Raw genomic sequence first — 12,218 nt, 5'->3', positions numbered from 1 at the left:
GACGGCGCGGCTGACGAACGCTCAGTGAAAGCAGCAGCGAAATAACCAGCAGCGTCATGATCAGACTAAAGGTAACGGTAAAGCCACCGAACAGGGAGGCGACCAGCGAGCCGAGCACGCTGCCAATACCAAACCCGAGGTAGATCAGCCCGTAATTTTTTGTCAGATTGTTCAGGCCAAAGAAGTCGCTGATCAGCGCCGGGAAAACGGTGATTGTGCCACCGAAGCTAAAGGCTACGCAGGCCAGCGAGACAAAAAAAGTGGTTTCATTCATACGGGTAAACAGCAAAATACTCATGCCCGCGAGCGCAATACATTGCGCCAGTGAGATCACCCGGATACGGGCCATTTTGTCTGACAGTACCCCCAGCGTTAACCGGCCGCTAAGGTTGGCAATGGCGATAACCGTTACGGCACTGGCGGCTATCTGCGGCGTAAGGTGCACCATTCCTTCGCCAATATCTTTCGCTACGCCGATCACATACAGGCCGCTCATACAGGCGGTGAGGAACATCAGCGCCAGCATCCAGTATTGCGGCAGGCGAACCGCCTGTGCCAGCGTAAAGTCGCGTCCGGCATGCTGTGGATTGTTGCTGGCAGCGCGCACCGGCGCATCGCGCATCAGCAGCGCGCCGCAGAACATCATGCTCATCGCCAGCACGCCCCAGATCATGAAGGTGTTCTCCAGGCCAACAGCATCCAGCAGGGTGCCGCAGATAAATTTGAAGCCGAGACTCCCCAGACCGTAGGCGCCGATTGAACAGGCGGAGATAAGGCCTTTGCGCTCAGGAAACCACTTTACACAGTTGGATAGCGTCATCAGGTAGCCCGCACCATCTGCCAGGCCCACCAGAATACCGGCGCTCAGATAAAGCATCATCAGGTTATCAGCCTGCGCGGTCAGCCAGAATCCGGCTGCCATCAGGATGCCGGCTCCGATAGTCACATTACGCACGCCAAAACGCTCCTGCAGCTTGCCTGCCAGCGAGGAGGCGATAGCCAGCCCCAGGCTGAGCAACCCAAAGGAGAAAGCAACCTGACTGACTGATTCGTGCAGTTTATGCGCCAGCGCGCCGTTAAAGAGGCTCCAGGTATACACTGACCCCAGCGCAAGCTGGGTAATGACAGTGCCGATCAGAGTCAGTATGCGGGTACGCTGGTAGTGCGCCGTTGAGGCTGTGGTCATGGTGATTCTCCCGTCCGGGAATATGGAGTCTGCTGGCAGCTTAGCGCGCACGCGCGTAGCCGCGGCCGGATCCCGCTTCAGCGGTCAGAGAAACAGAATGAAATGCCGTTTTTCCGGTATGAATGGCAGCAGCGTGACAATTCACGTCCCGGTATGTCCTGCGATGAGCATATGTAACCAGGTATGTTAAGCGAGGCGATTTTGCTGCAGAGTCCGGGATGTTTGCCAGGCTTATATTTCAACCAACGGGAGGAAATATGGAAGACCGAGCATATGAATCCGTATCCAGTGGAGATGAAGTCTGCTGTCTTATCGGTCAGGCGGTGATCGAATTGAGCGATGAACATCAGCCTGTCAACAAAGCCACGCTGTCGTTAAAGCTGCTGGCTATGGCCGATCGTGACAGGGATGATGAGCGGGTAATGCTTTACTGGATCGCCAGAAAAGCCCTTAATCAGCCGCAGCAGCTTCAGTCCGGCGCAGGTGGCTGGCGTTAGAGGATGAGCAGAGCGGGCTGCACGCCCGCTTCTGCTGTCAGGCCAGCCGCAGTGCGCGGCGCACCGGCCAGCGCATAAACATCACCAGGTTGCCCAGCAAAATCAGCGTCAGTCCCGCCACGGCATTAGCGTGCCACTGATAGCCTTCATAAATTGTCGAGAGCGTCAGCGCAACCAGCGGAAAAAGTAGCGTACTGTAGGCCGCCTGACTGGCACCGATGCGACCCACCAGCGTGAAGTAAGCGCCAAATCCAATCACAGAACCAAACAGCGCCAGATAACTCATCGCGCCCAGCCACTGCAGATTGCGCGGCAGCTGCAGCGCATCACCGTTAAGCCATGCCATTACCGCCATGATCAGCGCGCCGTAGAGCATGGCGTAACTGTTAGTGGTGAGAATATCGCGCTGGCGGCGCTGATGCCGGGCTGAAATCATATTACCCAGCGAAAAGCCAAAGGTGCCCAGCGCACTCAGGCCCGCGCCCCATAACAGCTGCGGCGAAGGATGCGCCGCGCGAATATCGCTCCAGAAGAGCGCGACGATACCGCCCATACCGAGCAGCGCGGCAGGCACCAGGCGCAGCGGCGGACGCTGGCCAAAAAAGAGCCAGCCGTTGAGCGCGTTAAAGATCACCGCCATGGAAAAAATCACCGACTCCAGACCGGTGCTGATCCAGGCTGCTGCATGATAAAAGCAGACAAAGTTGAAGCCAAAAACACAGCCTCCCTGCAGCAGACAAAACAGATGATCGCGCCTGTCCAGCGATCGCAGACGGCGGCACAGCGTCAGCAGCGCCAGCATCAGCAGCGAGGCGAAGAGAAAGCGCCAGAAAACAGCCACATAGACCGGCGTGGAGGCTGCGTCCTGCTGCAGAAAGATCGCCAGCCAGGTGGTGCCCCAGATCAGCACCACGCTCAGATACAGCACTACATTCATCGTTAATACTCCGGCAGAGACAGGACGACAGTATCCGCGCAGGCGCGGGCGGGCGCTTGCACCCGATTGCGCAGCACTTGCAAAAACTTGCGCTTTTTTCATTCTCACACCGACTGCCGCGCTGTTTTCCATCGTCCGGACGGGTAAACTGCTGGTTAACCGCTGCCGATGTGATGTGCGCAATGTCCGATTACCAGACCTTTACTATGCTAAAAAACCGAAAGGCTCAGCTGCGTGATAGCGTACCGCTTTCAGGCGGGATCCGGCTGGCAGCCTGGTTTAATAGCGGCGACCGCGTAACCAACCACAGCGATCACCATACCCTGAGCCTCTATATCGAAGAGGGGTATGATACCTGGCATAAAACCGCGCACGGGTGGCGCAACGGTGGCGCCCCGGATCGTTTCTGCCTGATGCCGTCCGGTATGGAGTCCACCTGGGATCTGCGAGCCGACCTCGCATTCGTGCACCTCTACTGCACCGATACCCATTTACGCCAGCTTGGCGAACAGATCTGGGATCGCACGCCAGCCAGTCTGAATCTGCAGGAGAAGATTTTTGCTGATGACGATCGCATTACGCAGCTCTATCGCCATTTTTTGCTCAGCGTCAGCTGGCAGCAGCCCGCCAATCAGCTGATGCTGAGCAGCGCATCGACGCTGCTGCTGACGCATCTGCTGCATCGCTACAGCGATGTGCAGTGGCAGCTGCCCGCCGTGCGGGGCGGCCTGGCACCCGCCGTGCTGCGCCGGATCATTGCCCTGATTGATGCGCAGCTCGATCAGCCGCTGACGCTGGCGCGGCTGGCCGCAGAAGCTGCGCTCAGCGAATATCATTTTGCGCGTATGTTTCGCAGCAGCACCGGCAGCGCGCCGCACCAATATGTGATGCAGCGCCGTATGGCGGTGGCGAAAGAGCTACTGATGCACAGCACCCTGCCGCTAACGGAGATTGCACTGCGCTGCGGTTTTCACTCCGCCAGCCATTTCAGTAACCGGTTCCGCCAGCTGCACGGCGTGGCGCCCTCCGCGTGGCGGCAGGACTTTAGCCGGTAAAAAGCGCGTCGTCAGGGAAGCACTTCACCCCGCACGATAACTTTGCCCGGCTTGCTGTCGCTTTCGTTAATACGCCGGAGCGCCAGATTCAGCGCCTGCCAGGCGATGCTCTGCAGATCGTGCGCGATGCAGGGAAAGTGAAAGCCATAAATATCCGCCTGCGTGACCTCATCAATGCTGAACAGCTTTACCTGCTGCTGCAGACTGAGTTTGTGTTCGATACAGGCTTTGATAATGCCGAGTGAGATCTGATTGTTACACCCCACGAAGTAATCAGGGGCGGGGTGCTGTTTCAGCCAGCGCCGGGTCTCCTGCCAGGCCGCATCCATAAAAAAGTCGGCATAGAGCACCTCAAGCGAGGCAGCTTTTCCCTGCAGCGCGGCCTGCAGGCCGAGCACGCGCTCACGCGCAACGTTCGACTTTTCCGGGCCGGAGACCACGACAATACGCTGCGCCCCCTGTTCCGCCAGCCAGCGACCGGTCTGCAGGCCGCAGTCGAGGTTATCAATATAGACGCCGCTGCAGTGGGAAACCTGCAGCTCGCGGTCGACCAGCACCACCGGTATATTCAGCGTCTCCAGCCGTCTCATATAGGCCGGGTGATAGTGGAGATCGTTGGAGATCACCGACAGAATAATGGCATCAACGTTATACCCAATCAGCTTATCGATAATACGGTTCTCATTCTCCTGCGACTCACAGGAGTCAAAAACCAGCGTATCGTAGCCCAGCTTGTTCGCCTCCAGCGTCATCAGACGCGTCAGGCCGCCAAAGAAGGGGTTTGCCATATCGGGGTTGACGATCCCGATGGTTTTACTGCTTTTCGCCCGCAGGCTGCGCGCAGCCGTATTCATCACATAGCCCAACTGCTCTGCGGTAGCGTGAATGCGCTGCAGCGTCTCCGGATGCACTTTCTCCGGCTGTGAAAAAGCGCGCGAGGCGGTAATTTTGCTTACGTTTGCCTGGGCAGCAACGCTTGCCAGCGTTGCCTTGCGTCCCCGTCCTGCTGCCAAGTCTGGCTCCTTAATCAACCCTGTCATTTTGTATCATGAGTCAATCATGGCAGATCGTACCGCGTTAAGCGATCTCGCTGCGCTAGGCGAGTCGCCTGACGCGCGGGTCGGTGAAAATATCCAGATCGTCGCGACTTTCTGACGAAAATTCAGAGATAACGGCCCCGTGTTCGCCCGCCTGAAACCAGTGTCGCGTATCGGGTTTAATGGTGTACTGTTCGCCCGGACGCAGCAGGATATAGCGGCTGCAGGTATAGGCGGTTTCACTGCCGGCAGGCACCTGACAGCGCGGAGTGCCGGTCGCATCGTTTGGCGTAAGCTGTTCATCATCGACAAACAGATAGACCTCGCCCCAGCGGCAGCGAAAGGTTTCCTGCTTGCCTGGCGTGCCGTTAAACGGCGGATGCCGATGTTCAGGACAGGTCTGGCGGGGAAACAGCACCAGTTCTTTAGCGCAATAGCGCGGTTCGTTGATATAGGTTAACAGCTGCAAACCTGAGGCGGGGTAATCGTCCAGGCCGAAAGTAGCAATCTCAATCTTCTTCTGCTCTGCAGGGGTGAGAACAATATTCGCCTGCTCTAAAAAGGTCAGGGTGCGCTGAATCGCCTGCGGATAATCGGTCATACGGTTTCTCCTGTAATGATATCGATACCATTAAAGCGTGTTCCGCTTGTGATCTTCTGTGATCCCGATCCGCAATTCGCTGCAACAGGGCTAAATTGCGCTGCTGCAGATCGATATTATTCAGCTTGCATCACAGTTTTCACGTTTTTTTTAGGTCAGTATCGCCGCATTTAAATGATATCGATACCATTAAAATGAATCCGGGGGCGTAAATGAAAGCGTTAGTTCTGACTCAGGCAGGCCACATTGCGATTGAAGATCGGGAATTTGATGAAGTGCTGGGTGATAACGATGTCAAAATTAAAATTCACTCGGTAGGGATTTGCGGCAGCGATGTTCACTACTACAAACATGGCCGGATTGGTCCGTTTGTGGTGGAGGCACCGATGGTGCTGGGTCATGAAGCCGCTGGCATTGTGCTGGAGAGCGGTAAAAACGTGACGCACCTGAAGGCGGGCGATCGCGTCTGTATGGAGCCAGGGATCCCGGATATGCACTCCGATCAGTCGCGCGCCGGTCTCTACAATCTCGATCCCGCCGTGCGCTTCTGGGCAACGCCGCCGGTACATGGCTGCCTGCGTGAAACGGTCATTCATCCTGCGGCGTTCACGTTTAAGCTGCCGGAAAATGTCAGCTTCCGCGAAGGGGCCATGGTGGAGCCGCTGGCGGTGGCGATGCAGGCCGCGACCAAAGCCGGCATCAAACCTGGCGATATCGGCCTGGTGCTGGGGGCCGGTCCGATCGGCGTGGTCACGGCGCTGGCGGCGCTGGCAGGCGGCTGTTCCGATGTCATCATCTGCGACATGTTTGATGAAAAGCTTGCCGTGGCGGCAGCGTATGAAGGGCTGCACGCCGTTAACATCAAAACCGGCGATCTGGCCGGTAAAGTCTCAGAACTGACCAGCGGTAACGGCGCGGATGTGGTGTTTGAGTGCAGCGGAGCCAAACCTGCTATTGCCACGCTGGCGGAACACGCGGCGCCGGGTGCTACCGTCATTCTGGTGGGCATGCCGGTGGACGCCGCGCCAATGGATATTGTTGCGGCACAGGCCAAAGAGCTGACCTTCAAAACGATTTTTCGCTACGCCAATATGTATCCCCGCACGCTGCGCCTGTTAAGCAGCGGCAAGCTGCGGGTAGAGCCGCTGATCAGCCACACCTATAAATTCGCCGACAGCGTTGAAGCGTTTGACCGCGCAGCCGCGGGCCATGCGGCGGATATCAAAATCATGCTGGAGATGGAGTGACGCATGGCGCTCTATGCAGGCATAGATTGCGGCACGCAGGGAACGCGCGTGGTTATCGTGGAGAGCGAGCGGGGGACGATCGTCGGCGAAGGCAGCGCGCCGCACCGGCTGCAGAGCGGGGCGGATGGCGCCCGTGAACAGCATGCCAGCGACTGGATCGACGCGCTGGTCACGGCATTCCATCAGGCAGCCTCAGACGCCGCTATTGATACACAGCAGATTACTGCGCTCAGCGTCTCCGGCCAGCAGCACGGCTTTGTGGCGCTGGATGAAGCCGGAGCGGTGCTGCATCCGGTAAAGCTGTGGTGCGATACCGCCACCGATGCACAGAACAGCTGGCTGCTGCAGCAGCTGGGAGGGGTTAGCGGTGCGCTGGCACAGCCCGGGATTGTTCCGGCTACCGGCTACACCGCCTCAAAAATTCTCTGGCTGAAGCAGCAGCATCCGGCGCTGTGGGCGCGTTTACATACCGTGTTGTTGCCGCACGATTATCTTAACTTCTGGCTGACCGGCGAACGGGTTATGGAGTATGGCGACGCCTCCGGCACCGGACTGCTGGATATCCGCAGCCGCAGCTGGGATCGGCATACGGTGGAGCTTATCGATCCTGACGGCCGGCTGTGGCAGGCGCTGCCGCCGCTGGCTGCCGCGCAAAAGTGTATCGGCACCCTGCAGCCGGAAGCGGCGCAGCGGCTGGGACTACGCCGCACGGTGCGGGTCGCGACAGGCGGCGGCGATAATATGATGGCCGCCATCGGGTCCGGCAATATTGCGCCTGGCACGGTGACGCTCAGCCTGGGAACATCCGGCACGCTGTTCGCCTGCAGCGAGACGCCGGTGACTGACAAAAACGGCCTGATTGCCAGCTTCTGCTCCAGCACTAATTGCTGGCTGCCGCTGATCTGCACCATGAATGTCACCTCGGCGACCACGCTGATCCAGACGCTGCTGGCAGAGGATCTTACCGGCTTTAATCAGCTGCTGAACCAGGCAGAGCCGGGGGCTGAGGGCGTTGAGATGCTGCCGTTTTTTAATGGCGAGCGCACGCCGGCGCTGCCCCACGCGCAGGCGAGTCTGCACAACCTGAACGCCGTGAATTTTACCCGCGCTAACCTCTGCCGCGCCGCCGTGGAGAGTGCCACTTACGGATTACGTTACGGACTTGATCTGTTCCGGCAGCAGGGCATCAGCGCGCAGGAGATCCGCCTTACCGGCGGCGGCGCGCGCAGCGCTGGCTGGCGACAAATTGTGGCTGACGTCATGAACTGCCCGGTGGTCTCTTTGCGTATTCCGGAAACCGCCGCGCTGGGTGCGGCAATTCAGGCGATGTGGGCCAGCGCGCTGCTGGATAACCCGGCACAGCAGCCGGATGCGTTACTGCAGTCGCTGTGCCAGCGCTTTGTCACGCCGGATGAAAGTACCCGCGCCGTGCCCGATGCCGCGCGCCATCAGACCTATGAAACGCACTATCAGCGCTATCTGAAGCGTCTCAGCACGACTTATCCGGAGGTGGCATTGTGACCAGAAATAACCAGGAGATGCTGCTGGAAGTCACGGGGATCCGCAAAGCGTTTGGTCCGGTTGTGGCGCTGAAAAACGCCGAATTTGCGCTGCGCCCCGGCTCCATTCACGCGCTGTGCGGCGGCAACGGTGCCGGAAAGTCGACCTTTCTCAGCATCTTAATGGGGTTTATCCAGCCCGACGCCGGAGAGATATTTATTCGCGGCAGGCGCTGCAGCTTTGCCCATCCGCGGGACGCGCTGGCCGCCGGTATCGCGATTGTTCAGCAGGAGCTGAGCGCAATTCCGGACCTGACGGTGGCTGAAAATATCTGGCTGGGACGCGAACCGCGCCGCTTTGGTTTTGTTGACTTTGCCACGCTCAATCAGCGTACCCGCGCGCTGCTGGCAGAGCTCGATTTTGACATCTCTGCTACTGAAAAGATGCGTAACCTCAGCGTTGCCGGGCAGCAGCTGGTGGAGATCGCCAAAGCGCTCTCGCACGCGAATGCTGACATCATCATCATGGATGAGCCAACCTCAGCGATTGGCGAGGAGGATGCGCAAAAAATCTTTCAGACCCTGACCCGGCTGGCGCAAAAGGGCAAAGGCATTATTTATGTCTCCCATCGCCTCTCCGAGATTTTCCAGATTGCCGACAGCTATACCATCTTTCGCGATGGCGCCTGGGTGCAGGAGGGCATGCTGGCCGATATCACGCGCGAGCAGCTGATTGAGCAGATTATTGGCGGAGAATATGAGAGTGAATTTGCCAAGTTTAATCAGCCGGGTAATGAGGTGATGATGGAGGTAAAAAACCTGCGCTGGCGCAATAAAATCAACGATATCAGCCTGCACCTGAAGCGGGGCGAAATCCTCGGCATTTACGGGCTGGTTGGCTCCGGGCGCAGCGAGTTTCTCGATTTACTGTTTGGGATTGAACACGCAGACAGCGGAACCATTCGCCTCGGCGAGGTGGTGCTGGGCCGCCACTCACCGAAAGAGTCGATCCGGCACGGCATCGCTTATGTCACAGAAGATCGCAAAGCAACCGGGCTGGTGCTCTGCCGTTCGATTCGCGAAAACATCAACATCGCCTCATTTGGCGCTATCTCCCGCGCCGGTTTTATCAGTGAGAAGCAGGAGCAGCAGCGCAGCCTGGAGATGATCAAACGCTTTAACGTCAGAACGCCGGATGCCGAACAGCTGGTGGGCAACCTCAGCGGCGGTAATCAGCAGAAAGTCGTGCTGGGACGCTGGGCGTTACTGGACCCGGAAGTACTGCTGCTGGATGAGCCTACCCGCGGTATTGATGTCGGCGCGAAAAAAGAGATTTACCGCTTTATGTCCGAGTTTGCGTTGAAAAACAAGGGGATCGTGATGGTCTCCTCAGAGCTGTCAGAGATCATCGGCATGAGCGATCGCATTCTGGTGTTCCGCGACGGGCAGCTGGCGGGAGAATTAAGTGCGGCTCAGGCAACGCAGAGTGAACTGATGAAGCTGGCGGTTTAACAGAGAGATCACGTTATGAACACCACACATTCCATGCCTTCCGGCATCTCATTTTTTACGCGCAACAAAAGACGTATGCACAAATACGGCATCATCATCGCGTTCTTTGTGCTTTGCCTGATTGTGGCTGCCGTCGGCGAGCTGCAGGTCGCTAATGGCGCCTGGAGCAGTAACTATTTTCTCAGTAATGAAAATATGCTGATTGTGCTGCGCCAGGTCTCTATCAACGGCATTTTAGCGATTGGCATGACCTTTGTGATTATCACTGCCGGCGTCGATCTGTCGGTAGGATCGGTGCTGGCGCTGAGCGGCATTGTTGCTGCACGTTTCGCCACGAACAACAGCGGTATGGCAATTGGGGATACGGCACATGCGGTGATGGTCCCGATGATTATCGCGCTGGGAATTGGCATTGTCTGCGGCCTGATCAACGGTACCGTGCTGGCGCGTTACCGGCTGCAGCCGTTTATCGTCACCATGGGCATGCTCTCCGCTGCGCGCGGACTCACGATGCTGACCACCGGCGGCAACCCGGTTTCGCAGCTTAACAGCGATTTTCGCTGGCTCGGCAACGGCTACATAGCCGGCATACCCGTACCGGTCATTATCTTTGTCGTACTGTTTGGTCTCGCGTGGCTGCTGCTCAATAAAACTTTGCTCGGGCGCTACGTCTATGCCGTTGGCGGCAACCCGAAAAGTGCCCGCACGTCAGGGATCAGCGTCGTCGGAATAAAAGTCATGGTCTACACCCTGTGCGCCGCGCTGGCCGGAATCGCCGGGCTGATCCTCACCGCACGCACCGGATCGGCACAGACCAACGCGGGCGCAGGCTATGAACTTGATGCGATTGCTGCGGTAGTGATTGGCGGCACCAGTATGGCTGGCGGTGTCGGTACGCTTGTCGGCACCTTTTTTGGCGTGCTGATCATCGGCGTAATGAATAACGGCCTGGATTTACTGGGGGTGCAGTCTTACTACCAGCAGATCATCAAAGGCGCTCTGATTGTAGTGGCTGTACTGCTCGACCCGTCGCGTAAACAACAGCGCGATTAACCTCTGAATAGATAAACCCTGCCAGGAGAGAACAATGAAAATAAGATCTATCGCTCTGTTAACCTCAGCCCTGACGCTGGGCGCGATTAGCATAGCGCAGGCTGCCCCCGTAAAAATCGCTGTGCTGATGTATGGCAATAAGGCGGAGTTCGTTCAGCTGATGGAGCGCTACGGTAAAGCGCATCCGGCAGTAAAAAGTGGCGAAGCCGTGCTCACCTTTTATGATGGTCGTTATGACGCGTCGGTGCAGAATGACCAGGCGGCGACCGCTATCCAGACGCGTGCCGACGCGATTATCGTGAACCCGATGGATTATGAAGCCAACATCGATATTGTGACCAATGCTAAAGAGGCTAAAATTCCGGTGGTGGTCACCAACGCCCGCCTGAATACGGAAGAGATGACGTCCGAAGTGGTCTCTAATGATGAGCTGGGCGGCTATCTGGAAGCCAAAGCGGTACTGGATAAGCTGCAGTGCAAAACCAAAAAGGTCAATGTCGTCATTATTGAAGGGCCGAAGGGCGGCAGCGGTGAGATCCAGCGCGGCAAAGGCAATGATAAAGCGATAGCGGAGTGTGGTCCGGGCCAGGTTACCGTACTGGAGAGAAAAACGGCCAACTGGTCACGCGCTGAAGCACAGCCGCTGATGGAGAACTGGCTGCAGAAGCATCGCGGCAAAATCAACGGGGTGATTGGGCAAAACGATGAGATGGCGCTGGGAGCCATTGAAGCGATTAAGGGCGCCGGGCTGAACGTGAACGACTTCGCCATTGCGGGTGTGGATGGGGTGTCTGATGCGATTCATGCCGTTCAGGCGGGTGAAATGGTCTCTATTCTGCAGGATGCGAAAGGCCAGATGCAGGGCGCTATTGATGTCGCGCTGCGTGCGGTAAAAGGCGCAGGCTATCAGCCGCAGTCTGACATCTGGCAGCAGTATGCCAAAGATCTCGCCTGGGATGGCGGCACGAAAAAACACTATTACATTCCGTGGACCACGGTTACTGCGGATAATGCGCAGCAGCTGCTGGACGCGCGTAAGTAATCAACGCGACGGCGGGCAGGCTGTCTGCCAGCAGACAGCCTGCCAAAGCCGTTTACTCGTTGCCCCACTCATTCAGAAAGTTCGCCACATCATCAATGCGCGCGTCAGCAATTCCCGCCTCGCGCGCCATCTCATGCTGCGCTTCTTCACTGATCTCCTGATGGTTATTCAGGCGGGTGATCAGCAGCTGGAAGTAGTGCGCCAGCGGGTCGCGCTCGGCTTCGCTCACCGGTTTTTCACACTCTTCAGCGTAGGCGTCAGCGATATCGTAATACTTCAGATCAATCTCATGTTTCATAGTGCGCTCCGGAAACGGGAAGGGGTCAGATGCCAGCGGCATCATTTAACGTAAATCATACCACTCCTGCCAGCTTTTTCCCGCCTGCCGGAAAAGGCAAAGACATCGCGCTATTATTGTCATCATGAACCTGGTACCGGGCCGGTATTATCAGCATGCCGGCAACATAATAAACAGGACAGGGTTAAGTGGCATAACATCGTATTCTAAAGTTTTAATAGCGATGTTATCGTGGTGTTGCGCTGATGTACTTT

The 12,218-nt window shown here is 57.3% G+C and carries 12 protein-coding genes; 7 read left to right on the top strand and 5 right to left on the bottom strand.

Annotated elements, in window-relative coordinates; genetic code table 11:
* On the bottom strand, positions 1-1,186 hold a 1,186-nt coding region (locus HA43_RS15415), incomplete at its 3' end, for an L-lactate MFS transporter (protein ID WP_094112064.1).
* 257 nt (positions 1,187-1,443) lie between these two features.
* Between HA43_RS15415 and HA43_RS15410 the strand changes: the two genes are divergently transcribed.
* Positions 1,444-1,683: a hypothetical protein gene (locus HA43_RS15410; protein WP_094112063.1), complete on the top strand. Its 240-nt coding sequence runs from the start codon at positions 1,444-1,446 to the stop codon at positions 1,681-1,683.
* Positions 1,684-1,720: 37 nt separating this feature from the next.
* On the opposite strand, the gene HA43_RS15405 is transcribed toward HA43_RS15410, so the two are convergent.
* Positions 1,721-2,620, bottom strand: coding sequence for a DMT family transporter (locus HA43_RS15405; RefSeq protein WP_094112062.1), 900 nt, complete (start codon positions 2,618-2,620; stop codon positions 1,721-1,723).
* A gap of 182 nt (positions 2,621-2,802) precedes the next feature.
* Here HA43_RS15405 and HA43_RS15400 point away from each other — a divergent pair, with 182 nt between their 5' ends.
* The gene (locus HA43_RS15400) at positions 2,803-3,675 is read left to right on the top strand and encodes a helix-turn-helix domain-containing protein (protein WP_039385598.1); all 873 of its coding nucleotides are present in this window, start codon (positions 2,803-2,805) and stop codon (positions 3,673-3,675) included.
* Between the two features lie 11 nt (positions 3,676-3,686).
* Here HA43_RS15400 and HA43_RS15395 read toward each other — a convergent pair whose 3' ends face one another.
* Positions 3,687-4,688: a LacI family DNA-binding transcriptional regulator gene (locus HA43_RS15395; protein WP_039379376.1), complete on the bottom strand. Its 1,002-nt coding sequence runs from the start codon at positions 4,686-4,688 to the stop codon at positions 3,687-3,689.
* Positions 4,689-4,770: 82 nt separating this feature from the next.
* A complete protein-coding gene (locus HA43_RS15390; protein ID WP_094112061.1) occupies positions 4,771-5,313 on the bottom strand; it encodes a D-lyxose/D-mannose family sugar isomerase in 543 nt (180 codons plus the stop codon).
* A gap of 212 nt (positions 5,314-5,525) precedes the next feature.
* Here HA43_RS15390 and HA43_RS15385 point away from each other — a divergent pair, with 212 nt between their 5' ends.
* From HA43_RS15385 to HA43_RS15365, 5 genes are read left to right on the top strand one after another with little or no spacing between them, the layout of a single operon-like run.
* A complete protein-coding gene (locus HA43_RS15385) occupies positions 5,526-6,560 on the top strand; it encodes an NAD(P)-dependent alcohol dehydrogenase (protein ID WP_094112060.1) in 1,035 nt (344 codons plus the stop codon).
* A gap of 3 nt (positions 6,561-6,563) precedes the next feature.
* The gene (gene xylB, locus HA43_RS15380) at positions 6,564-8,081 is read left to right on the top strand and encodes a xylulokinase (RefSeq protein WP_094112059.1); all 1,518 of its coding nucleotides are present in this window, start codon (positions 6,564-6,566) and stop codon (positions 8,079-8,081) included.
* Positions 8,082-8,098: 17 nt separating this feature from the next.
* The gene (locus HA43_RS15375) at positions 8,099-9,571 is read left to right on the top strand and encodes a sugar ABC transporter ATP-binding protein (protein ID WP_071668099.1); all 1,473 of its coding nucleotides are present in this window, start codon (positions 8,099-8,101) and stop codon (positions 9,569-9,571) included.
* A gap of 33 nt (positions 9,572-9,604) precedes the next feature.
* Positions 9,605-10,624, top strand: a complete 1,020-nt coding sequence (locus HA43_RS15370; RefSeq protein WP_369826788.1) for an ABC transporter permease — start codon at positions 9,605-9,607, stop codon at positions 10,622-10,624.
* A 34-nt stretch (positions 10,625-10,658) separates the two neighbouring features.
* Positions 10,659-11,666, top strand: coding sequence for a substrate-binding domain-containing protein (locus HA43_RS15365; RefSeq protein WP_039379361.1), 1,008 nt, complete (start codon positions 10,659-10,661; stop codon positions 11,664-11,666).
* Positions 11,667-11,718: 52 nt separating this feature from the next.
* On the opposite strand, the gene HA43_RS15360 is transcribed toward HA43_RS15365, so the two are convergent.
* Entirely contained in the window at positions 11,719-11,964 is a 246-nt protein-coding gene (locus tag HA43_RS15360; protein ID WP_039385596.1) for a DUF2543 family protein, read from the bottom strand.
* Between the last annotated feature and the right edge of the window lie 254 nt (positions 11,965-12,218).

The organism is Pantoea eucrina, from assembly GCF_002095385.1.
Classification (GTDB): Bacteria; Pseudomonadota; Gammaproteobacteria; order Enterobacterales; family Enterobacteriaceae; genus Pantoea; species Pantoea eucrina.
The sequence above is the reverse complement of the archived record's forward strand: the minus strand, read 5'-3'. Positions and strand labels throughout refer to the sequence as shown.